The sequence below is a fragment of the Sorangium sp. So ce426 genome (assembly GCF_051475585.1).
In the GTDB taxonomy this organism is placed as follows: Bacteria; Myxococcota_A; Polyangia; order Polyangiales; family Polyangiaceae; genus Sorangium; species Sorangium cellulosum_B.
The window spans coordinates 12,563,258-12,584,477 of sequence record NZ_CP150341.1; the positions used below are offsets into that span (position 1 = coordinate 12,563,258).

A 21,220-nucleotide genomic window follows, 5' to 3' on the forward strand; every position below is an offset into this window, starting at 1 on the left:
GCCGCGCTCACAGCGACTGGTGCCCGAGGCGCACCCGCATCGACGGGTGGCGGGCGGCGAGGGCGCGGAGGAAGGCGAGGCTCTCGGCGCTCCCGGCGGGGTCGGACGAGAAATTCCCGGGCTCGACGTCATTCCGCCAGCCCCAGGCCGTGTGGCACACATCGCCGGTGAAGAGCACCGGGCCCTCGGGCGTGCGCGCGACGTAGGCGACCGAGCCCGGCGTGTGTCCCGGCGCCGAGAGCGCGAAGAGCGAGGCGTCGCCGAGCACGTCGATCACGCCCTCGCCGCCGAAGGCCCACTCCTCGAGGGGCACGCGGCCCTCGAGGAGCTGGTCCACGGTGGACTGGGTGAGCGCATGGAACGGGCTCTCGAACGTGGACTCGCCGGGCCCGACGAAGATCGGGACGTCGCGCGCGACGTCGGGCAGGCCGAGCACGTGGTCGATGTGCAGGTGTGTGAGGAGCACGCCGGCCAGCGCCCGCTCGCCGCGAAAGGCGCCCAGGCTGGCCTCCACCCGCAAGGCGCCGAAGTTCAGCGCCTGTCCGACGGGGCCGGTGCGGAGGGGATGGTCGCTCGCCGCGAGCGCCTGCGACGCGCCCGTGTCGATGAGGTACAGGCCCCGGGCCGGGTGCGCGAGCGCGTGAAAGGTGATGTCGACCGGCTCGAGGCCGTCGGTCAGGCCGGCGGCGCGCTCGTGGGCCAGGTTGATGAGCCCGGCGCGGCTGGTCTCCCACCGCGCGCTGACGACGGTCTCGACGGCGATGGGGCCCGCCTGGTCGAGGAGCGCCTCCATCGCCTGCAGCCGGATCGGCGTGCCGAGCGTGGCCCTCTTCGCGCCGTGTGTCGATGCGGGCGGGTCCCTGGGCGCCGGGAGCGGCTCGGCGCACGCGCCGAGCAGGAGCGCGGAGGCGAGGAGAGCGCGGGATACGAAGCGGAAGGTGCGTCTGGACATGCCGCCAGTGTGTTCTCCGAAAAATGAATGAGTAACTGGCGAAAGTCGCATGGTGTCATACGCAGATGAATATCTCGTGGGACGACGCGCGGCTGTTCCTCGCGGTGGCGGAGGCAGGCAGCCTGAGCGCCGCGGCGCGCAAGCTGCAGATGACCCAGCCCACGGTGAGCCGGCGGCTCGCGGAGCTGGAGGCGCTCCTCGGCGAGCCGCTCTTCGACCGCGGCGTGGCCGGCACGGCGCTGACGGTGTACGGGGCCGGCCTCGTCGAGCCCGCGCAGCGGATGGCCGACTGGGCCGCCGAGCTGACCCGCGCGGCGGAGCGGCGGCACGCGCCCACGGGCGTGGTCCGGGTGACGGCGCCCCCCGGCATCGCGCACGGCTTCCTCGTCCCGTTCGCGGCGGCCATCTCGCGGCGCGCGCCGGCGATCGAGCTGCACGTCGTGTCGACGGTGCGCCCGCTCGACCTGACGAGGCGAGAGGCGGATCTGGCGCTGCGGCTGGGCGTCCCCGCCGGCGAGGAGAGCGTCGCCTCGGTCGACATCGCGCTGCGCGCCTTCGCGTCGGAGCAGTACGCGGCGCGGGTGGCGGGCAAGACCGACCCGGCCGAGCTCGCCTGGATCGGCTGGGCGCCGCCGCTCGACGACCTCTCGCCGAACAGCGCGCTCGGCCGCCTGATCCCGGGGTGGCGCCCGTCGTTCGCGTCCGACGACTACCTCGTGCAGATCCGCGCGTGCGAGCTGGGGCTCGGCGCGATGATGCTCGCGCGCGAGCACCCGCACTTCCGGAGGCACCCGCCGCTCGTGGAGCTGAAGGTGGACCTGCCGCCCGCGCGACGCTCGCTCGTCCTGCTCTGCCCGCGCAGCGCCCGCGCCATTCCGCGGGTGCGCGCCGTGCTCGAGCCGCTCGCGGAGAGCCTGCGCGCGTGGCGCCCGCCGAAGGCGAGGGGCGCTCGGCGCTGACGGCGTCGCGCGCCCGCGGGCTGGGCTATCTTCGATGGCCATGACCGCCGCCGCACACGCCCTGCCCGGAGGCCCCTCTCTGCGGATCGTCTGCGTGAACGACGTGTACCTGCTCGACAACCTGCCGCGCCTCGCGACCCTCGTGCGGCGCCACGCCGCCGCGCCCGCCGATCGCTTCCTTGTGGTGATGGCCGGCGACTTCCTCGCGCCGAGCCTGCTGTCGAGCCTCGATCACGGCAGGGGCATGGTCGACTGCATGAACGCGCTGCCGATCACCCACACCATCTTCGGCAACCACGAGGCCGACGTCGAGCTGCCGGAGCTCAGGGCGCGGGTGCAGGAGTTCCGGGGCACGTGGCTCAACACCAACATGCCCTCGTTCACCCCGGCGCTGCCGACGCACGAGATCGTCGATGTCTCGAGCCCCGGCGGGCGCGCCGTCCGGATCGGCCTCCTCGGCCTGCTCGTGCACGTGAAGGGCCTGTACCGGCGGGATGCGTTCGGGGGGATCGACATCGAGCCGGCGAACGAGGCGGCCCTCCGCTGGACCCGCCGGCTCGTCCGCGACGAGGGGTGCGCGTGCGTGATCCCGATCACGCACCAGAGCCGCGACCAGGACCTCGAGCTCGCGCGGGCGCAGCGCGATCCGCGCTTTCCCGTGATCCTCGGCGGCCACGAGCACGAGGTGATCCTCGACGACGTGGACGGCTGCTGGGTCGTGAAGGCCGGCACGGACGCGGAGAGCGCCGCGATCATCGACCTCGTGTGGCCGGCCATGGCGCCGCCCGCCGGGGTGCCCGACCTGCCCGCGGTCACCGTCCGGATCGAGGAGGTCGGCGCCTATCCCGAGGATCCGGCGATGCGCGCGCGCGTCGACCGCCACATGCAGATCGTGCGGGACCTCGACGCGGCCACCCTCCTCCGGCTCCCGCCGGGCAGCGAGCTCTCGTCCGTCGGGACGCGGGTCCAGCAGACGTCGCTCGGCGCGCTGCTCTGCTCGCGGATCCGAGACGCCTTCGGGGCGGACGGGTGCCTCTTCAACGGCGGCGGCATCCGCGGCGGTCGCGCGTACCGGGAGCGCTTCACGTACGGGGATCTCAAGGCCGAGGTGCCCTTCAGCAACGAGGTGGTGGTGACCCTCCTGCCTGGCCGCGTCGTCCGCGAGGCCGTCGCCGCGTCGCGGTCGCGCGCCCCCGCCCAGCACGGCGGTTACCTCCAGATCGACGACCAGATGGCGACGGACGCCCGAGGCGTCCTGACCGCGATAGACGGCCTCCCGCTGGTCGACGATCGCGCGTACCGGATCGCCCTCCCGCGCGGGCTCCTCGGCGGCATGGATGACATCGCGCCGCTGGTCCGCTTCGCCCAGGAGCGCCCGGAGAAGGTGCCGCCGGCGGACAGCGGGCGCGATCCGAAGCTCGTCCTCGTCGAGTCGTTCGCCGCGGACCTCGTCCGCCAGCTCGGGGCCTTCGAGGCGATCGACGCCGACGGGGACGGCCGCGTCTCGGCCGAGGAGCTGAGGGACGCCGTCTCGAGGACGACCTCCGAGACGCCGTCCGAGGTGGTCGTCGGCGAGATGATGAAGGCGCTCGACCGCGACGGCGACAAGCGCGTGACGCGCGGCGAGGTCGACGCGCTGTCCTCCCCGCCGCCCGCGGGCGCGGGGGTGCGCGATCGATCCGATCCGTGAGCGCGGCTCGACCGGGGCGAGTAGCGCCCAACCCGTGCTGATTGGCCGCTTTCACGAGGAGCTCCAGGGCTCTTCTACCGCCGGCTCGCTGCACGGCGTGACCGAGCTGCTGCGGCGCCACGCCTCCCGCTGGCGACCGGCGGCGCTCTCACTGCAGCGCCCCCACGAAGGCGCCGAACGCCGTCTCCACGGTCTGGCCCGTGGGCGGTTGGTTCAGGTTCAGCGGCGGCGCGCCGAGGATCTCGAAGAACGCCGGCATCCCCAGGATCTGCTTTTCGTGGTTCAGGGACCAGCGTTCGTAGTGCGTGAAGGTGATGAAGAACTGATGGGTGTCGACCACCCAGATGATCCGCCAGAGTTTCTTGATCTCCTCGCCGGTCTCCTCGCTCGGGGGCTCCGGGAATGTCAGGCCGGGGACGGCGGTGAGGGCGATCTCGACGCACACGTGGCGGCCATCTGGCAGTGGCAGCTCCTTGGTGTGGTCCTTGAAGAAGTCATACCAGGTGAGCTCCCCCTTGCAGATCATGGTCAGGGCCGCGGACAGCCACGGATGTGAGCTCGTGGTGGTGTCCAGCTGGATGGCGTTGCCCCCCGGCTTCAGCTTCCTTGTGTCGAGCCAGTCGGCGACGATGAGGGCCCCGTACGAGCAGCGCGGGCTCAGCTCGGGATCGCCCGGCATGAGGATCTGCGGGCTCCGCGCCTTGCAGATCATGGTCACCGAGATCTCGAGCAGCGCCGGGCGGCGGGTCCCCTTCACGACGCGGAACAGCCGCAGCTTGGCGCGGGCGATCACCGCGAAGATCTCGGCCCAGGCCCGCTGGTAGCGGCGCTGGTTGCCGTAGGTGGCGTCGAGCAGCAGCGCGCACGGGACCGCGCTTTTGGTCTTGAACCCCTTGCGCTGCGTGGCGTCCCATTCCTTGCGGTTGCCGCCCAGGCGCTTGGCGTCCCACGCCAGGCCTCCCTGGCCGTAGAACTCGACATCGGGACCGCTCCCGCAGACGCTGGGGTCGTCCTTGTTCTTGATCTCCCTGGCGACCCCGAACTCCTCGGGGTGCGTCGTCGAGGCGTGAACAGCCGCGAGAGCCTCCTCGATGTGCTGCTGCAGGCTCTGCCCAAGGCCCAACGCGCCAGCGATGAGCGCCTCGACCTTCTCCGCGACCGGCAGCTCGCGGCGGAGCGTGAGCAGGGTCTGGAGATCGATGCAACCTCGCTGTTTCAGCGACCGGCTCACGATCGCTCGCGCGATCATGTCGTACTCGCGCAGGGCATCCAGCTGTCGCTTGCACCTCTCCGCCTTGTCCGGGTGCCTCGACGCCCTCTTCTCCAGCGCCTCGCAGAAACCATGGAACACGGCCGTCGGATTCTTCAAGAGCTCGGCGTGCGCGGCGGGGTCCATCGGCGTGAAGATGGCGGACCAGATGAGGTCCGAACCTTGCAATGCGTCCTGCATCTCCAGCAGGTAGTTCCAGAGGTTTCGCTTCGCGGCTCCCCACAGGTCCTCGCGTCCCCCCGGGACGATGGGGGCGGCGATGTTCAGCTCGTTTCGCAGCCGCTTGTCCAGCTCCCGGGCGCAATCGGAGGCGGTGGCCTGCAGCTTGAAGACCTCGGTGACGAGCTCGACCGAGAAGGCCAGCGGCGCCTTCAACGGTGGCAGCCCGATGGTGTTCGTCATCCCCTGGCCGTAGAGGATCCCGACACAGAGCTCGCAGAGCGAGTCGATCGTCAGGAGTCGTTGCCAGAGATCCTCGATTCCACACGAGCGCTGGCGGTTCGCTTCGTTGAGCTCGGTGCACATGCCGACCAGCCAGCAGAGCAAGAGGAGCATGAAGTCGCGCACGTCGGTGGAGGCATCCCGCTTGCCCCGATGTTGCCAGTGCGGCCCGTCAAGGAGGCATTCGAGGTGCCCCAGGTCGAACTTCAACTTGCTGGTCAGGAGCGCGTCCGGGTGGACGTCGGTCTTGTCATGGTCGAGGAGCAGCTGCAGCATCGCGAGGCGCGCCTTCATGTCGCGCGGCGTCGATTGGCACGCCCACGAGAGCCCGCCGTTGGCCACCAGGGAGCAGCAATACTCGACGTACGCTGCCTGCCGGGGCGAGCATGAGAAATCGGTGGCTCCCGAGTAGTGATACAGGAAATTGTCGATCATGCACGGCTTGTACGCACAGGGCAGGTAGAGATCGGCGCCTGCCAGGATGGCCTCCTTCGCCTTTGCGACGTTCCCTTCGTAGATGCAGGCCAGCAACAGCTCGGTGGCGGACGTCGCGGGGGAGCCCGGGTCCTTGAGCCGCTTTTCGGGCCGTTCCTCCCCTTCCTTCTCCTCACGACTGGCCTCCTCCGTCAGGGACGAGCAGCTCGCCGTCGGTCCGCTCCTGTCCACGATCTCGGTCTGGACCGCGGCGGTGGAGAGGTCGAGCCCGCTCTGCTCGATGGTGATGAACCGCTTGCGGTAGTAGCGGGTCCGCAGACGAAGGGTCTCGAGCAGCTCGATCACTTCGTCGCAATCGGGCCAGCTCCCCTCCACCTCCGAGCTCAGAAACGGGTAGAGATCGACGAGGCCGAGCTCCTGCAGCGTGGGTGACCGGAAGAACCCGGCGCGCTCCTGCCCCCAGTTCCTTGAAGACAGCCGCTTGGCGGGAAGGTGATCGGGATTGTCCATTCGTAGCTCGTAGCTCGAGAGCCGTTCCGTTCGACCGGGGCGGTCAGATGGCGCGGAGGTAGACGAGGGGCGGCGCGCTCCGCTCCGTCGCCGGGCGTTGCTGCCCGTCGCCGCCGACGGCGAAGCCCAGCGCCTCGACGAGGCGCCGGGAGCGGGTGTTGTCGGCGGCTATCACTGCCCTGGCCGTCCGCAAGCTCCGGGCGCGCGCCTCGTCGAGCAGCGCGCCCACGGCGGCGCGCCCGATCCCGCGCCCCCAGAACGGCTCGCCCAGCCAGAAGCGGAGCGTGGCCTCGCCGCGGAGACGATCGATGGCGCAGAGGTCGCATCCACCGGCGATGACGGCGGCGCCCCCCGCGCCCGCGACCACCACGGCGAATCCGACGCGGGTCCCCTCGCGCTCGAAGTGGCGCAGCGCCGCCACGTCGCCCACGGCGTGATCGGGCCGCAGCGGGCGGCGCAGCCCGAGGGGCCCGGCCACGGCCGCCGACGACAGCAGCGCCTGAAGCGCGGCGGCGTGCTCGAACCCCAGGCGCTCGAGGCGGACGGCGGGAGGAAGGGACGGCTCGCCTCGCGACGTCGGCGGCGCGGGCAGCCCTGCCGCAACACCGACCGCCACACCCCCGAGCGCGCCGGTCACCCCAGCTCCCCGCGCGCCCGGGTGAGCAGGCGCTGCAGGCGCTCGGCGGGCCTCGTTCCTCCTGCGCCGAGGATGGCGCGCGCCCAGTCCCGCTCCTGCTCGAAGCCAGCGCCGAGCGCGAAGTCGAGCATGACGAAGCACCCCGCGTCGCGATCGGCGACGAACCCGGCCCGCCGACCGCGCGCCAGCGCGCCCTTCACCCGCTCGCGCCGGGCCTCCGGCGTCAACGCCGCGGCCGCCGGCCAGTGCAGGCGCGCGATCTCCGCCAGCCGGTCCGCCAGCGCCTCGTCGGCCACGTCCGCCAGCCGGTCCCACTGCGCCCGCCGGATCACCAACATGGTATGGCCAGATTCGTCCCCCGCCCGCCCGGCCGTCAAGAGAGGCGCGCGGGTCGGGCCGCGCGCTCGGTGCCCTGACATGCAGCATCGTCCTCCTTCGTCGAGCGTGGGAGCAATCGCCCGACAGCGTTGCCACGTCCGGTGATGACGGACGAAATGACGCTGAAACGGTGGCAGGGGGCGATTTCGAGCCGTCGCAGAGCCAGCGCCGCGGGCGCGCTGGATCGAGCTCCCGATCCCTCCGCACAGCGCTCGCCGGTGTGCAGAGAGGGTCAGTCGATCCCGGTCTTCCCTGCGATCCAGTAGGCCTTGGCGCGCACCTCACGCACCCCGGCCGCCCGGAGCACCTGGCGGGCCCGCTGGATCCACGCGCCGCCGCCGCAGGCCACCGCCGTGGCGACGCCCGCCGCGCGCTCGCGGAGCAATGCGGCGGCCTCCTCGTCGGACCCCGCGAGGTCCACGGAGACGTCGAGCGATCGCGCCGCCGCCTCCGCCGCGGGCACGTTCGCCACCCGGAGCACGGCGTGGACGCCGAGGCGGCGCGCCGAGGCCGCCACGCCGAGCGAGGTCTCGTCGCCGGTCAGGAGGCCCACGCCTCCCAGACGGAGGGAGCGTTGCGGGCCGACGAACCGCACGACGTCGCCCGGGCGGACGGTCTCCGTCCACCGCGCGCCCGGCGCGCTCCCGTGCGCGTGGAGGAGCAGCGTGGTCCGACCCTCCGCCCAGTCGATCGGGGTGTACGTCCGCACGTCGTTCGAGGGGAGGAGCACCTGGATCTTGTCGCCGGGCTGCCAGCTGCGCGTGCGCAGCCCCTCGCCCTCGAGCACCACGCGCCGGTAGAGCGGGTGGGGCGTGCCCACGGCCTGCACCTTCGCCTCGGCCAGGACCAGCCCGCCGAGGAGCCCGAGCAAGCGACCTTTTCCGGATGCCATGCGGGTCAGCGTAGTCAGGGCGACCGCGCCGGTGCGTGAAGAAGCGCAAAGGCCGGAGGACCGGAGGGCGAAAGCCCTGCACAGACCTCTGGACCCGCGCGATCCAGCGCGGTCACGCCGCGGCGAGCGCGAAGGTCGGCCGGCGCTGAGGCCGGGCTCCCCCGGCGGAGCGCGCGGTCACGGGCCCTTCGGCCCGCGCACGAGCGCCCCCGTAGCGGGCCCGCCGTTCCACGCGAGGCTGAAGTAGACGTTCGTCCCGTCCACGGCGATGCCCCACGGGTAGCTCAGGTTGCGCGCGTGCGTCGCGAGATCGCCCCCGTCGAGCCGCGCGCTCTGCACCTGACCGTCGGCCTCCCGCGCGGTCGTCCAGAAGACGCGCGCGCCGTCGAACGCGAGCTGCGCGGGGATCTGGGGCAGATCCGGGACGACCCTGCGAAGCGGGCTCCCGGGCGAGAAGGTGGCGATCCCGCGCCCCTCGATGAGCCACAGCGCGCCGCCGCGCGCCTGGAGCGCGCGCGGGGCGACCAGCGCCCCGTGCAGCCGCTCCGGCGCGCTCGGCGGCGCCGCGTCGCGCGCCACCCGGTAGATCGCGCCGTCGGCCGCGCCGGTGCCCCGCGCGGTCACGTAGACGTGGCCTGCGTCGAGCGCGACCCCGCTGGCGGCGCCCGGGATGGCCGCGAGCATCACCTTCGCCGCGCCGGGCTCGGCGCCGAGCGGCAGCGTGAACAGCCCGCCGTCCTCGAACGCCGGCGGCGCCCCCGCCTCGACCCAGTAGAGCGCGCCCTGGTCGACAGCGAGCGCCGTGACGCCGCGGGTGCCGGGCGCGAGCTCGGCCACCTCACCGCCGGCCTTCGGGACGGCCGCGAGGCCGCGCGCGTGCGCGAAGTACACGGCGGCCTCGTCGAGCGCGAGCGGGCCCGGGAGCTCCTGCTCCGGCGCGAGCGCCACCGGCTTCCCGCCGCCCGGATCGAGCCGCATGACGCTGCCGTCCGGCGCGTCGCCCGTGCCCTGGTTCGTCCAGTAGAGCCCGGTCGCGTCCATCCCGAGGAACGTGGGCAGCCGGAGCTCGCCTGCGAGCACGGCGGCGTCGCAGGTGCCGTTCCAGCAAGCGTCGGCGCAGGTCACGCCGCAGGCGCCGCAGTGGCGCGGGTCCTCCGCGACGAGGACCTCGCAGCCGTTGGCGCCGTCGCCGTCGCAGTCGGCTCGCCCGGCGTCGCACGCGAGGGTGCAGGCGCCCGCCGCGCAGAGCGCGGTCGCGCCGTCGCCGCCCGCGCAGCGCGCGCCGCACGCGCCGCAGCTCTCGACGCTCGTCAACAGGGCGGCCTCGCAGCCGTTGTCGCTGTCGCCGTCGCAATCGGCGAAGCCTTCCGGGCAGAGGTCCTCGCGCGGCGCCGTGGGCCCGGGCGGCGCGGCGCTCGGCGGTGAAGAGCAGGCGGCGAGCAGGAGCGCGCCGAGACAGAAGAGTGCGTGACAGGGGTTCGAAGGCATCGGCGTCTCCTCAGGGGTTCGGGTGGACGACAGGCAGGAACGCCACGCACATCTCGTCGAGCGTCGACTCGCCGAGGACGATGTCCTGCGGCGCGGGCAGGCGCTCCTCGATGAGCTGCGCCGCGAGCGCCGGGTTCTCCGTTGTGTTGTCGTACGTGCAGCGCAGCTCGATCGTGTCGCCCGACCGCAGCGCGGGCAGCTCGTCGATCGGCGCGTCGTAGCTGTAGAGCCGCTGCCAGTTGTAGTCCCACGCGGGCGTCTGGACGAGGCACTGGCGGTCGGCCTCGTCGCCCCGCGGCTCGGCGCGGATCTGGTCGACCTTGAGGTCGACGCCGGCCCGGTGCATGTGGACGCCGGCGCCGTAGATCGAGATCTCGGGGATCGGGAAGTCGATGACGTACCGCATCCGCTCGACGTGCCCCCGGGCGCCGGCGGGGATCCGGAACTCGACGCTCCCGCGGTCGCCCGGCCCGGGCAGGAGCCCGGTGCCGTCCCGGAACGGCGCCTCGGCGTTGCCGAGCGCGAGGTGCGAGAGCGCGCGGCTCGGCTTCTCGTCCGCGAGGCGGAGCGCGACCCGGGTCGCGTCGGGCGACGGCTTCTCGCCGGGCTTCGGGTGGTAGTGGACCTGCATCACGAGCAGCGCGTTCGCTGGCATCGAGATGCCGATGTCCGGCGGCAGCTCGAACGCCTGCGTGCCGGGCGCCCAGGCGCCGAGCAGCGCCGTCTCCGAGAGGCGCGCGTCGCCGAAGCACTCGTAGCTGCCGCTCTCGCCGCCGAGCGCCTCGCCCTCGCGGTTCGCGTCGATGAAGAGCAGCGCGTGGTGCACGACGGCGCGGTTGCCCGGCAGCACGTCGTAGCCCTGGACCCACGCCTGCTCCGTGAGCCCCGGATCGAGGACGAAGCAGCGGAAGCTGTCGGAGCCCTCCGCCGCGGCGAAGGGGGCCTTTGGCGAGAGCTCGAGGTCCGTGCGCGACAGGCCCGCCGCGATGGGTTTGTAGGGGGCCGGGGCGTCCGCGGGATCCCCCTCGGGCGCGCCGGCGTCGCTCCAGGCGCGGAGCAGGGCGATCTCGTCGAGGGAGAGGTGCAGGTCCCCCCGGAACGGGCGAGGGGGCCCGCACTCGTCGGTCGGAAGGGCGCCCCACGGCGGCATCCGCCGCGCCTCGGTCTCATCGGCGATGACCGGCGCGAGCGCCTTCGCGCTCTCGTACGAGGCCAGGCTCACCGGCGCGGTGCCGCCCTGCGCGTGGCAGCCGAGGCAGCTCTTCTGGAGCAGCGGCTCGATGTCCCTGTGGAATGTCGGGGGGCTCGCGCCCGGCGCCGCCTCGGGGGAACAACCGAGGAGGAGCGCCGTGGCGGAGGGCAAGACGAAGTGGATGAGAAGACGCATGCGAGGCGCCCAAGCAGCGGGCGTGCCCGGGAGGATTGGCCGCAATCGGCGGGCGGCGCGCGCAGCGGCGTGTCCGCGTCCGGACAGGTGTCCGTAGGGGAGGCGGACAGGTGTCGTGCGTGGCCCGGCGCCGCTTCAACGCGGTGGGCACCCTGCTGGTTCGATTTCTACCGTCAAGCCGCGCGTCTTGCGCCGGAGTGCCTAGAACCTGATTGAACTAGTGTCGCAGCCCCGCTCCGAAGTTGATGCGGGTAAGGTCCCACCCGCAGATCTCGGCGTTGAGGGACTGACCCGGGGCCGACCGAGCGCGATGACTGGGAACCCGTGCAGCTCGCATCGAGCGCTGTCCCCGTGGCCCGCGAGATCCATGGTCTCCGAGTTGCCCGCGACAGACGGAGAGCGCCAGGCTGCCGAACGGGCAGGGGCGCGGATCGTCCTGGCGAGCCCCCAGGGTGGCGGTGTAGGTTGAGGCCGTGATGGGCCCCTCTTCCGAGCGATTCGACGATGGACGGGCAGCAGCCCCCTCCTCGGGGAGAGATCCGCGACGACTGGCCGAGATCCTCGAAGAGATCCATCGGCTCGGGCCATCTTCGGCGGCGCAGATTGCCGCCTCACTCAACACGCACCGGGAGGTTCGGATCGCGTTCTTCGGGCGGCCCGAGAAGGATGGCCCGGCCGATGTCGATGGGCGCCTCCGCGAACTCGCGGGGCTTGGCTGGATCGAGGCGCGCGGCGAACAATGGGCGCTGACGAAGGTCGGCGAAGAAATCGCGGCGCGTGGCCCGGTCGGTGCGCCCGTGCCCTTCGCGCGGACGCTCTGCCTAGCCCACGAGGCGCACAACAAGCGGGTTGTGAGCCGGCTGCTCACGCGGATGTGGGAGATCAATCCGGGGCGTCAGGGCGCTGTGATCCTCGCCGATCCGCCATCGAACGCCGCGCCCGTCGAGCGAGACGAGATCCAAAGGTGGCTCGCGGGGGCCATCGAGTCCTGGCTCCAGAAGCTCGCCAGCGAGATGCCCGGGTTCGAGCCCCCTGCGTCCGTCGAAGAGATAGCTCAAAAAGTGGAACGCGGGCTCGGCGAAGGATGGGAGTCCCTCAACTTGAAACGGCGGCTCGATCGGCTGAAGGAAGCCATGTTGGATCGCCTGCACGAGATGCTGTTTGGTGGTGTGGTCGCCCCGCGCGATCTCCGCATATGGCAGAGCCGGATGGAATGGGCCGGACTGACTTTGCTCGCTCGGAGGCTTCCAGGCGTGCGAGGGCGGGTGTGGTTTCCGGTCGGCGCATTTCGGAAGCCAGGGAACCCGAGTTTTTCTCCCGTTCAGGGACTTGTCCGCGATGAGCTTATATACCACGTTTATACGCCGTCTGGATCGGATGCGGAGACCGAGTTCGCGGCAGAGCTATACGACTGTTATCGGGCTCGGCAGCAGCGCGAGCGGACCGAGTACGTCTCGCTCCTCGCTGTGCGAGATCACGTCTGCTACGAGCTCCGGATCGGCAACGCGTGCTTCGAGGCGCTGCTCCAACGAATCTTCCCGCGGGTGCTGCGGGGTGAGCTGCCTTACTCGATGGCGCTCGAGGTGGACCTTTCACCTCGGGATCGGCTCCGGATCGCCGGAGCCTTGCCGGTGATGATCGACGGAACTCCGCGGTACATTATCGCCATGCGGCAGCCCGCCGCAGCGCAAGGAGCATCGAGGTGACAAAGAACCTCATCGAGCGGCAGCGAAGACTGCAGGCCGAGCAGCTGAAGCCGGCCGAAAATCCATATCAACGCCTCTATGGGCTCCGCGACAACCCTTTTCCGTTTCATGCCCTCTTCGTCTCTTCCGACCCAGACCCGCGGAAAAATGGCGAAATCTACGATGCCGAGCTTCGCCGTGACGAGGAGAAGACGTTCTTCGAACGCTTCGTGATCCCCCCTACGGGGGATCCGCCCATCCCGCTCGGCTTCGTGAGGCTGGATCCGCAGGCAGGAGGCCGCGGCAACGGGAAGTCCACCTTCCTTCACCGCCTCATGGTCCGGCTCAATACGAGCGACTGGATGGACTGGGCCGACCCCGACGACGTGCGCCTCTCCGCTCTTGCGATCCACCTCTTGCCGCAACCGAAGAAGCACGGAAGCTTTTTCGAGCTCATTCGTCTGCTATTCGAGACCCTCTACACCGTCGAACTCGGCGCCCCGCATGAAAGGCGGCGTCTGATCCGCAAGATCGACGGCGAGATTCGGGCGACGGTCCTGCTCGACCTGCTCGACGAGGACCAGCTCAGCGCCGTGGCGGAGCGCCCTGGCTTGACGAAGGAGCTCGAGTCACGCGACGGCTTCTCCTCCCTGCTCACTGAGCTCGGCCTCACAACGGATGACGTAGTCGAGGCCGCCCGGAATCGGCTCGAGGCGATCTCGCCGACCTGCCTCGATAACGCCTTCATTGCGGCGTTCTTGAATCATGGGGCTTCTATCGAGGCCTCGTGGGTCGCCTGGCGGAACGGCGGATGGGTTGCGAGCGATTACCGTTGGAAGCGATCGGCCGCCGAGTGGCTCACCAATGGGCTCGTCCCTGTGCTGGTCCTTGCCGGCTATCGTAGGCTCTACATCCTCCTTGATGAGTTCGAGAAAATCTACGTTCATCAGACCGGGAAGAAGCGCGAGGAATTCCTCGATCTGCTCCGCCAGGTGTTCTACGAGCAGGACTCCGCGGCTGTCCGACGCCAATACTTCGTCACGGTGCTCTCGATCCACCCTTCGATTGAGACGTACCTCAAGGACCACTGGGCGCGCGTCGGATTACATCAGCTTGCGCCGCTCTCGCCGGGAGAGATCGAGCGGATCTCCGTCGAGCTAGGGAAGTCGAACGAGCCACGACTCAGACATATGCTCATCACGTACATGGATTATTTTCGTCCAATGGATGACCCTCAACGTGGCAAGATCTACCCGTTTGCAAAGGGGGCACTGGCGCCGGCCATGGACAAGGCTCGCTTATATCCGCGCGACACACTCCGCTACGCTCACGCCATCCTGCGGAAAGCAGCCAGTGAATCGATCCCTGCACCGATTGAAAAAAGCTACGTGGAGGCTTTCCTGGCCAGCGGCCAACCGCTCGACGAGGAGGAAGACGATTTCACGGTGCTCGGGAAGTCGAGGACCAACTTGACTGGCGACTGAGCGGGCCGTGGATCTGCTTCGAGAGGGCGATGCGCTCGAGTACTGTTACGGGAGCGCTGAGCAGCGGGACGGGCTATGGCGACGAGCGCAGGAGCGAGGCACGAACCCTGCTCTCCTGCTCCCGATCTTCGAGCTCTGCCGGGCAATTCACTTTGGTGCTCGACGCGGCAGGAGATTCGACGTCGAGGCATTCCGCGACTGCTGGCAACAACTGGTCGAAGCGCACCGGGAGCGAAGCACGATGGGGTGCTTGCTCCATCTGCTAGACGGGGGCGACGGAGCATCCGATAATATGCCCCTCTGCATCTGGTCTCGCGCGAACATCTCGGAAGGCGGTGTCGACAGTGCCCCTCTCGCCGGCGATCCGCGCGATTGGCTCCGTGATCCGCGTCCATTCACCGAGTGCTTCCGCGCGCTCGCGAATGACGCACTCGAACAGGTGAGGGGTGAGGAAGATTATATCCGGCAGTGGTACGCCCTGCCCGAGCTGAGCGAGCGAGAACTGGAGTGTCGCGAAGGCGCCTCGGATCTCGTCCTCGATACCAATTTTTTCGTTGATCTCCTGGACGAGCTGCCGCCGAGCGGACGCCTCAGCTCGATCCCTTGCAGCACCGGCCGTCCGGCAGCGAAACTTCGGGGAGCGGCACGCTCGTTCGCCCAGGCACTCGATTCAAGGGGCATCTCCGGACATCTGATCGTGCCCGCAGCGGTGCTGATCGAGAGCTTTGGTATCGTGCGTGTCAAGGATCCGGTGCGGCACGCAAACGCCTCTTCCGTGATGGAAGCGATGCTCATCCGCGGCAGCGATTGGCCGCTGTGGGAGGTATTTCAGTTTCCGGAGCTCTCCTTCGATGTGCTCGAAGCGTTCCTGGGGCTCCACGAGGAGATGGCGCGAAGGGCGTCGGCGCGCGATGGCTGGCCAGATTTTGCGGACGCAATCATCCTCTCACACGGTTTGGCCGAGCAGTGCCCGGTGGTCTCCGCGGAGTGGACCGAAAAGCACGAGTGGGACCTGGTCAAGACGCTGTTTCCTTGGCTGTTCCTGAAATAGAGGAACTGTCCGTTGTCGACCTGCGCTGGCAGATGGTGCTCGGCTGCTTGGGTACGGTCACGCCTGCGTTCTGTAGCCGCTCCGCCGAGCGCGTTCCGAAGCGTGCTTGTGGAAGGCGGCCCCGTACGTAGAGTCGCGGTGCGATGACGGAGCGACGGAGCGGGGACGCAGGCGTCGAAGTCCCGAGCCTGACGACGGCGGTGCTGAAGCTGTCCGCGCCGCATGTCGCGTGGCAAGGCCGCGAGGACGTCCCCGCCCGCGCGAAGGGGCGCCCGCGTCGCGCCGCCGGGCAGCAGGAGCGCTCGGGAGCGGCGGAGGCCGCCGACGTGCGACGCCGCAAGAGCGCCGCCCAGCCGTCCGCGGAGGAAGTGGGCGGACGGCGGCCGACGCGAGGCGCGGACAAGCAGCGCCGAAGCGATGCGACCCGAAGGCGCCCCGCCACGACGAGGTCGACGGCGGCCGGGCGAAGCGACGACAGCACCGGCTCGACGAGCCGACGCACCTCGGCGCGGAAAGGACGCGCGCCGGTCTCGGCCGCTCCGGACGCGACGAGCGCTGTGAGCGCGACGGAAGCGGGCGACGCGGTGCGATCAGCGGTCGCGGAAGGCGAGCCGCGAGCCGGTGATCCGAGCCATGTCCAGGTACTTGAGCCGCCCTTCGGCAATGAGGCGTTGTCGCGTCGCGACCCAGTTCTTGGGACTCAGGTCGAGGATGCGACTGAGCGGATAGCTCGGAGCCACGGTCAGGATCTCCTGCAAGTAGAGCTCGGGGTCGAGCCCGTGCATCTGGCAGGTCGCGATGAGCGACGAGATGGCACAAGACCGGACAGCGTGCTCGTCGCTGCCGTGGAAGAGCCAGTTGCGCCGTCCCTTGACGACGCGGCGCAGAGCCCTCTCGGAGGCATTGTTGTGGATGGGGATCTCGCCGTTGGAGAGGAACTCGCAGAGCGCCTCCCTCTGGTTGTGCAGATAGACCAGCCCCTCGCGCAACGGCGAATGCTCCGGGACGACCTGCCGCTGCGCCTCGGCCCAGGCGAAGAGCTTCTCGATTATCGGTGCGGACTCGCGCTGCCGGATCTCGAGGCGCTCGTCCGGGCTGCACAGGGCGCATTCTTCCTCGACGTGGAAGAGCGCCTGGAGGGTCTGGAGCGCGAACGCCGCCTCCTTGCCCGCCCCGGCCTTGAACGCCTTGAAGAAGCGCCTTCGTGCATGGCTCCAGCAGCCGGCCTCACGCGCCTTGCCCGGCCCGAACAGCACGTTGTGGTTGGCCGAGGCATCGGCGACGAGCGTCCCCTGGTAGCCGCCGAAGAGCTTCGCGACGGTGAGGCCGTCGTACGTCGGTGTATAGCGGAACAGCACCCCATCGCCCGGCGCGACCAGGACGAAGACATGCCCATAGCGGTGCTTGTCCTTGGCCCGGATGGCGGTGCCCGTCGCATCCATGGCGAACCACGACCTCGAGAGCGCGTCGCTCCAGATGGCATCGGCGATGCGCATCGCGATGCCGCCACAATCGTACTGCCAGCGTGTCATGTTACCGCGGCCGATGCGGAAGCCGTGGCGATCCGACTCCACCTCTTGCCGGTAGTAGGGCGTGTGGTAGTCGAGCTTGTGGACGAACAGATGGGCCAAGAGGCTCGGATCGGCAAGGCACCTGTCGATCGGGCGCTCCGGCAGCGAGGCGATCTTCACCGGTCCGCTGTCCTCCGCAGCGTCCGACTCGGGCGTGTAGCGTACAAGGACGCCGTCGACGAAGGGGCTTTGCTTGAAGGACGTGTCCGCGGGGATCCCCGAGAGCTCGTGCTCCCGCACGACGAGCGGCTCGCCGCGCTCGTGATTCAAGGCCGGCCCGGCGGCTGGCGAAGGAGCCGGCTCCTCTTCAGCTGCGCTGCTCGCCGCCGGTGCCTCCGCCTTGGCCACGTACTTGAGGCGACGCGTGACGAGCTCGAGGAGGCCGCCACGCCGGTAGCCGATGCTCGAGCTGTCTTCGGCGCCCACACGCTCGAAGCGCTCGAGGCCTTTGAGCAGCACCTCCTGCGGCAGCGACTCGATGATCACCCTCGGAATGACACCGATGCGGCGGCGCCCGTGCTCGTGGCGCTTGACTGGCTTGCCACCTCCGGGATCGGAGCCGGAGGAGGATTCTACCGTCCCCGCGTGCTCCGGTGGTCCCGCGGAGCCCGGCGGCGGGCCGCTGGCCTCGCCCGGGTCCACTTCGGGCGCGGCGTCGACGCTCTCGACCTGCGACGAAGTCGGAGGCGGACAGGCATCTGGCTCCCCGGCCAGCGAAAGCCGCAGCTGGTCAGGCGAGATCTGCTCGGAGACGTGGCGCCGGAACCCGATCTCCAGGGTCCGAATCGTCTCCTGCAGCTGTTGATTGTACGCCTTGAGCGACGCGACGGTGCGAGCGAGCTCTTGGGCCTGCTGCTCCGCCGTCGAAAGCTCACCCAGCCTCGCCTCGAGCTCCTGCACCCGCCGGAGCAGCGCGTCGACCACCGACGCGGGGCCGGCGGGGCTCCCCTGTCCTTGTCCCCTGGCCTGGAGATAGCCGAGCACGAGCGCCGCGCCGTCAAGGCGCTCTGTCTCCGTCGACTGCGGCAGCGCGGTCTCACCGGGGCGTGTCGTCGAGGTCAAGGCGCGCCATGGATGCCCCCTGCGCTTGCTCTTGACAAGTACCTTGTGCAGAGAAAAATTCGCTGGTTTTGATGAGAATTTCTCGTCGAAGACGGGAATGCAGGACCGCCATGGTGCGCCATCGGCGGCGCGCTCTCGCGAGGTCTTCGGGCGCGATGCAGCGCGCGCCCTGCTCCATCTCCGCATCGGGCTGCGCCGGCCGCCATCGGGCCGCGCTGGCGCCGGCAGCGCGGTGAACGAGCGCCGGCGCAGACGCCTCAGTGGACCAGCCGGCGGCGGCTTGCCAGCTCTTCTACAGGCAGACCGGCGAGCAGCTGCGCGAAGTCCTGTGCTGACAGCTCGATACACCTGCCGTCGGCCTCGGTGAACGAAGGCAGAGCAAATGCGCCCTTCGAGAGACGCTTATACAAGATCGTGTATCCATTGCGATCCCACCAAAGGGCTTTGAGCCGGTTACGCCTCCTGTTGAGGAACAAGAACAGCGCGCCGCTGGCCGGGTCCAAGCACAGCACCTGCCGGGTGATCGCGGCGAGCCGGTCGAAAGCGCCACGCAAGTCCACTGGACCGACCGCCAGATACACGGCTATCGTCGCGGGGGTCACCGTCCCCTCCGCAACGCTTCGATCGCTTCCACGAGCTCGCGCGCGCCTATCCCACATACCTGCATCCGCGTCCCATCGGCAAACGCGACGTTGAGCCGCAAAGGCGGTGCCTCGCGGCGCTCCGGGCGCACCACGACGGGTAGGAACGGAACATGCTGGGCCGCCTTGGGGGCTCTTGGCAACGCACCCTCGTGTGCGCGCTCACCGTCAGCCACCCATCGGTCGGCAGTCATCTTGTGGACACCGAGCTCCGTGGCGATCTCGGTCGGTGTTGCCCCCGAGCGGGAGCGCGCCTTGGCGTACGCCTCGGCTCGCTCCCGCAGCTCGCTCGGGAATTTCCCACGGCTCTTCTGCTCTCGATACCTCGACAGCTCTGCACGCAGCTGTACCAGCTCCCTGCTTCCTGGCATCGCTCGCTCCTCTTCGCTCGGCGAGGGCACGGCCCTCATCTGGCGTCGCGTAGCGTGTAACCGAATCTGGCCAGGGGAAAGACGCGGTCTGCGGAGCGGCTACTGCGTTCTCGCAGCGCGCCCTGCAGGCGTTCCGAGAGCGACTGGTCGCGCACGAGATGGATCGGATGCTGCTGGAGCGGGCCGTGGCGCTCGTTCGGTCCGGCGCGATGACGGAGGGCGAGAGGCGGGCCGTGTTCAAAGCGCTGCGCGTTGCCATCGCCAGCCGTTCTTTAGCGAGGGTCGGGCGGGTCGAGGACACGATCAACCTGCTCGGCATGCAGCGCGCGGGATCGCCCGCGTCGTGTCGAAAAGCACTGAGCGTCGGCCCGAGGAGATCTGCCGCAAGGCGGGCATCCCGCTGCTTCTGGCTCCTAGCTTCAAGGCTGGGCTCGACGTCCCTCTGTGCCAACGTCGGCGCCAGGAGGAACCTGTTCGATCTTCGGCGCGCGGTAGCGATCCAGAATATCGATCCGGCGCGGCAGCTGCTCCAGGAAGCGGTATAACATTTTGAAATTAAGCAATTTTTAACGTGTTCTCTGTTCTAGCGGCTGAGCCCGTATCACACGAACCTGCACCCCGCTATAGTACTACAGCCGCACGTCGGAGAGCGCCGAACGAGCTGGGCTTCACCAGTGTGCGGACGAGCCACACGTCACGATCGTCCGCCCGCCCATCGAAATCCGCGGAGATTCCGCGATGTGCGGCTGTAGTAATAGGAGCGCCGACATGATCACCCTCTATCAGGCCCCCGCCGCGTGGGGCGTCCCGAACATCAGCCCCTTCTGCCTCAAGCTCGAGACCTGGCTGCGCATGGCCGGCCTCCCCTACGAGGTGCGCTCCGCCGACCCGCGCCGCGCGCCGAAGGGCAAGATCCCCTATGCCGACATCGACGGCTGTACCATGGGCGACTCGCAGCTCATCATCGAGCAGCTGGAGCGCGCCCACGGCGACAAGCTCGACGCCCACCTCACCGCGGAGGCGCGCGCTCGAGGCCATGTGATCCGGCGCATGCTCGAGGAGGCGTTCTACTGGATGGTGGTGTTCGTCCGCTGGAGCGAGCCCGAGGGGTGGGCCGCCTACCGCCCCATCTTCCTTCCGCTCATGCCGCGGGTCGCCGGCGGCGTGATCGTCGAGCTCCTGCGCAAGAGGATGACCGGCATGCTCCGCACGCAGGGCACGGGGCGCCACAGCCGCGAGGAGATCTATGCCCAGGGCAAGGCGGACCTCGACGCCATCGCCACCCTGCTCGGCGACCAGCCCTTCATGCTCGGGACCGAGCCGAGCTCGGTGGACGCGACCGTGTACGCCCTCCTCGCCAGCGTGCTCCGCTTCCCCGTCGATTCCCCGCTGAAGCGCCACGCCGAGGCCCAGCCCAACCTCGTTGCCTACTGTGAGCGCATGCGGCAACGCTACTATGCCGACTGGAGCCCTCCCGCCTGACCTCCGAGGATCCCCTGCATTTGCAGCCCTTTTCAGCGGAGACAATGTCACAGGGAGGCGCGATAGGCGCCGTCGGCGCGTCGCGACCTCGAGGCGGACGAGCGGCTTCGCGAGCAGGCGAGCGCGCCGGGGCGATTCGAATGCGACCGCCTCGCAAGTTCAGCCAGTCCTGGCCTGTCCGTCGTACCTGGGCATCACGCCCGTGTCCTTAGAGCCGCATCCGCGCGCAGCGCCGGCGCGCGTGACGTGGACGCGACGCGCCAGCGTCAGCCATCGCCGGCCGCCTGCGCGTCGCCCTCCATCTCGCGCTTCAGGGCGCGATCCAGCACGAACGTCCCGAAGGGGACGAGCGACGCGACGAGCGCCGCGAGGGAGCGGCGATGCGGCCAGTCGCGCTCGGTGGCCGCGCGAATCAGCGCGCCGACGAACAGGAGGAAGAGGAGCCCGTGGGCGCTGCCGACGATCCGCACGGCGATCGGCAGCTCAAAGAGGTACTTGAGCGGCATCGCGACGCCGAGGAGGACCAGGAAGGACAGCCCTTCCAGGAAGCCGACGAGGCGCAGGGTGCGGAGCGCGCTCATCGTTCGACACCAGACCAGGCGGGGTGAAAGACCATCATCAGCAGCACCACGAAGAGAGGGGTAAAGGTCGTCACGAACACGCCGAGCGTCCGTCGATCGCGCGCGGCGTCATGGACGAGGGCGAGCAGCGAAGCCCGCGACAGGGGGATCGCCGCGGCGATCCAGAGCTCCGTCATGGGGAGTTGTAGCAGCGCGGTCAAGAGGTATCCCGCGATTCACGTGACGGCCAGCCCCGGGGAGGCCGCGGCGTGGG

General features: G+C 69.8%; 19 protein-coding genes. 7 read left to right on the top strand and 12 right to left on the bottom strand.

All coding sequences use genetic code 11. The features are described from left to right. Nucleotides 1–7 precede the first annotated feature (7 nt). Nucleotides 8–952, bottom strand: coding sequence for an MBL fold metallo-hydrolase (locus WMF44_RS47160; RefSeq protein WP_437296595.1), 945 nt, complete (start codon nucleotides 950–952; stop codon nucleotides 8–10). A 65-nt stretch (nucleotides 953–1,017) separates the two neighbouring features. Here WMF44_RS47160 and WMF44_RS47165 point away from each other — a divergent pair, with 65 nt between their 5' ends. After that, a complete protein-coding gene (locus WMF44_RS47165; protein ID WP_437296596.1) occupies nucleotides 1,018–1,911 on the top strand; it encodes a LysR family transcriptional regulator in 894 nt (297 codons plus the stop codon). Between the two features lie 40 nt (nucleotides 1,912–1,951). Continuing rightward, entirely contained in the window at nucleotides 1,952–3,601 is a 1,650-nt protein-coding gene (locus tag WMF44_RS47170) for a 5'-nucleotidase C-terminal domain-containing protein (RefSeq protein ID WP_437296597.1), read from the top strand. Between the two features lie 148 nt (nucleotides 3,602–3,749). Here the strand turns inward: WMF44_RS47170 and WMF44_RS47175 are convergent, their stop codons facing one another. The 6 genes from WMF44_RS47175 to WMF44_RS47200 form a co-directional block, all read right to left on the bottom strand. Next, a complete protein-coding gene (locus tag WMF44_RS47175) occupies nucleotides 3,750–6,257 on the bottom strand; it encodes a hypothetical protein (protein WP_437296598.1) in 2,508 nt (835 codons plus the stop codon). 43 nt (nucleotides 6,258–6,300) lie between these two features. Beyond that, complete coding sequence (locus tag WMF44_RS47180; RefSeq protein WP_437296599.1) at nucleotides 6,301–6,894, bottom strand: GNAT family N-acetyltransferase; 594 nt, start codon at nucleotides 6,892–6,894, stop codon at nucleotides 6,301–6,303. Continuing rightward, nucleotides 6,891–7,232, bottom strand: a complete 342-nt coding sequence (locus tag WMF44_RS47185) for a hypothetical protein (RefSeq protein WP_437296600.1) — start codon at nucleotides 7,230–7,232, stop codon at nucleotides 6,891–6,893. The genes WMF44_RS47180 and WMF44_RS47185 overlap by 4 nt, the downstream gene beginning before the upstream one ends. A 272-nt stretch (nucleotides 7,233–7,504) precedes the next feature. Continuing rightward, entirely contained in the window at nucleotides 7,505–8,164 is a 660-nt protein-coding gene (locus tag WMF44_RS47190) for a siderophore-interacting protein (protein WP_437296601.1), read from the bottom strand. A gap of 177 nt (nucleotides 8,165–8,341) precedes the next feature. Then, entirely contained in the window at nucleotides 8,342–9,652 is a 1,311-nt protein-coding gene (locus tag WMF44_RS47195) for a hypothetical protein (RefSeq protein WP_437296602.1), read from the bottom strand. A gap of 10 nt (nucleotides 9,653–9,662) precedes the next feature. Further along, nucleotides 9,663–11,039: a hypothetical protein gene (locus tag WMF44_RS47200; RefSeq protein WP_437296603.1), complete on the bottom strand. Its 1,377-nt coding sequence runs from the start codon at nucleotides 11,037–11,039 to the stop codon at nucleotides 9,663–9,665. 476 nt (nucleotides 11,040–11,515) lie between these two features. Here WMF44_RS47200 and WMF44_RS47205 point away from each other — a divergent pair, with 476 nt between their 5' ends. The 3 genes from WMF44_RS47205 (at nucleotide 11,516) to WMF44_RS47215 (ending at nucleotide 15,259) form a co-directional block, all read left to right on the top strand. Continuing rightward, nucleotides 11,516–12,745, top strand: coding sequence for a hypothetical protein (locus WMF44_RS47205; protein WP_437296604.1), 1,230 nt, complete (start codon nucleotides 11,516–11,518; stop codon nucleotides 12,743–12,745). Beyond that, nucleotides 12,742–14,208 carry a hypothetical protein gene (locus WMF44_RS47210; protein ID WP_437296605.1) on the top strand — a complete coding sequence of 489 codons (1,467 nt, stop codon included), beginning with the start codon at nucleotides 12,742–12,744 and terminating at the stop codon, nucleotides 14,206–14,208. The genes WMF44_RS47205 and WMF44_RS47210 overlap by 4 nt, the downstream gene beginning before the upstream one ends. A gap of 292 nt (nucleotides 14,209–14,500) precedes the next feature. Then, nucleotides 14,501–15,259, top strand: coding sequence for a hypothetical protein (locus WMF44_RS47215; protein ID WP_437296606.1), 759 nt, complete (start codon nucleotides 14,501–14,503; stop codon nucleotides 15,257–15,259). A 590-nt stretch (nucleotides 15,260–15,849) separates the two neighbouring features. Here WMF44_RS47215 and tnpC read toward each other — a convergent pair. From tnpC to WMF44_RS47230, 3 genes are all read right to left on the bottom strand, one after another. Then, nucleotides 15,850–17,892 carry an IS66 family transposase gene (gene tnpC / locus WMF44_RS47220; protein ID WP_437294747.1) on the bottom strand — a complete coding sequence of 681 codons (2,043 nt, stop codon included), beginning with the start codon at nucleotides 17,890–17,892 and terminating at the stop codon, nucleotides 15,850–15,852. A 257-nt stretch (nucleotides 17,893–18,149) separates the two neighbouring features. Then, the gene (gene tnpB / locus WMF44_RS47225; RefSeq protein ID WP_165373740.1) at nucleotides 18,150–18,494 is read right to left on the bottom strand and encodes an IS66 family insertion sequence element accessory protein TnpB; all 345 of its coding nucleotides are present in this window, start codon (nucleotides 18,492–18,494) and stop codon (nucleotides 18,150–18,152) included. Further along, entirely contained in the window at nucleotides 18,491–18,943 is a 453-nt protein-coding gene (locus tag WMF44_RS47230; protein WP_437294748.1) for a helix-turn-helix domain-containing protein, read from the bottom strand. Before WMF44_RS47230 ends, tnpB begins: the two co-directional genes overlap by 4 nt. 119 nt (nucleotides 18,944–19,062) lie before the next feature. Here WMF44_RS47230 and WMF44_RS47235 point away from each other — a divergent pair, with 119 nt between their 5' ends. Next, nucleotides 19,063–19,449 (top strand): hypothetical protein, encoded by a 387-nt coding sequence (locus WMF44_RS47235; RefSeq protein WP_437296607.1) that lies wholly within the window; start codon nucleotides 19,063–19,065, stop codon nucleotides 19,447–19,449. A 223-nt stretch (nucleotides 19,450–19,672) separates the two neighbouring features. After that, on the top strand, nucleotides 19,673–20,386 hold the full coding sequence (locus WMF44_RS47240; protein WP_437296608.1) for a glutathione S-transferase family protein: 714 nt from the start codon (nucleotides 19,673–19,675) through the stop codon (nucleotides 20,384–20,386). A gap of 266 nt (nucleotides 20,387–20,652) precedes the next feature. On the opposite strand, the gene WMF44_RS47245 is transcribed toward WMF44_RS47240, so the two are convergent. Continuing rightward, on the bottom strand, nucleotides 20,653–20,967 hold the full coding sequence (locus tag WMF44_RS47245; protein ID WP_437296609.1) for a DUF3817 domain-containing protein: 315 nt from the start codon (nucleotides 20,965–20,967) through the stop codon (nucleotides 20,653–20,655). After that, entirely contained in the window at nucleotides 20,964–21,143 is a 180-nt protein-coding gene (locus WMF44_RS47250; protein WP_437296610.1) for a hypothetical protein, read from the bottom strand. Before WMF44_RS47250 ends, WMF44_RS47245 begins: the two co-directional genes overlap by 4 nt. Between the last annotated feature and the right edge of the window lie 77 nt (nucleotides 21,144–21,220).

What these genes read in the sequence shown, in the direction of transcription:
- WMF44_RS47240 (WP_437296608.1), top strand. Translation starts at nt 19,673, where the DNA reads ATGATCACCCTCTATCAGGCCCCCGCCGCGTGGGGCGTCCCGAACATC.
- WMF44_RS47200 (WP_437296603.1), bottom strand. Translation starts at nt 11,039, where the DNA reads ATGCGTCTTCTCATCCACTTCGTCTTGCCCTCCGCCACGGCGCTCCTC.
- WMF44_RS47230 (WP_437294748.1), bottom strand. Translation starts at nt 18,943, where the DNA reads ATGAGGGCCGTGCCCTCGCCGAGCGAAGAGGAGCGAGCGATGCCAGGA.
- WMF44_RS47190 (WP_437296601.1), bottom strand. Translation starts at nt 8,164, where the DNA reads ATGGCATCCGGAAAAGGTCGCTTGCTCGGGCTCCTCGGCGGGCTGGTC.
- WMF44_RS47205 (WP_437296604.1), top strand. Translation starts at nt 11,516, where the DNA reads ATGGGCCCCTCTTCCGAGCGATTCGACGATGGACGGGCAGCAGCCCCC.
- WMF44_RS47170 (WP_437296597.1), top strand. Translation starts at nt 1,952, where the DNA reads ATGACCGCCGCCGCACACGCCCTGCCCGGAGGCCCCTCTCTGCGGATC.
- WMF44_RS47195 (WP_437296602.1), bottom strand. Translation starts at nt 9,652, where the DNA reads ATGCCTTCGAACCCCTGTCACGCACTCTTCTGTCTCGGCGCGCTCCTG.
- WMF44_RS47215 (WP_437296606.1), top strand. Translation starts at nt 14,501, where the DNA reads ATGCCCCTCTGCATCTGGTCTCGCGCGAACATCTCGGAAGGCGGTGTC.
- WMF44_RS47185 (WP_437296600.1), bottom strand. Translation starts at nt 7,232, where the DNA reads ATGTTGGTGATCCGGCGGGCGCAGTGGGACCGGCTGGCGGACGTGGCC.
- WMF44_RS47165 (WP_437296596.1), top strand. Translation starts at nt 1,018, where the DNA reads ATGAATATCTCGTGGGACGACGCGCGGCTGTTCCTCGCGGTGGCGGAG.
- WMF44_RS47235 (WP_437296607.1), top strand. Translation starts at nt 19,063, where the DNA reads ATGGATCGGATGCTGCTGGAGCGGGCCGTGGCGCTCGTTCGGTCCGGC.
- WMF44_RS47175 (WP_437296598.1), bottom strand. Translation starts at nt 6,257, where the DNA reads ATGGACAATCCCGATCACCTTCCCGCCAAGCGGCTGTCTTCAAGGAAC.
- WMF44_RS47250 (WP_437296610.1), bottom strand. Translation starts at nt 21,143, where the DNA reads ATGACGGAGCTCTGGATCGCCGCGGCGATCCCCCTGTCGCGGGCTTCG.
- WMF44_RS47245 (WP_437296609.1), bottom strand. Translation starts at nt 20,967, where the DNA reads ATGAGCGCGCTCCGCACCCTGCGCCTCGTCGGCTTCCTGGAAGGGCTG.
- WMF44_RS47160 (WP_437296595.1), bottom strand. Translation starts at nt 952, where the DNA reads ATGTCCAGACGCACCTTCCGCTTCGTATCCCGCGCTCTCCTCGCCTCC.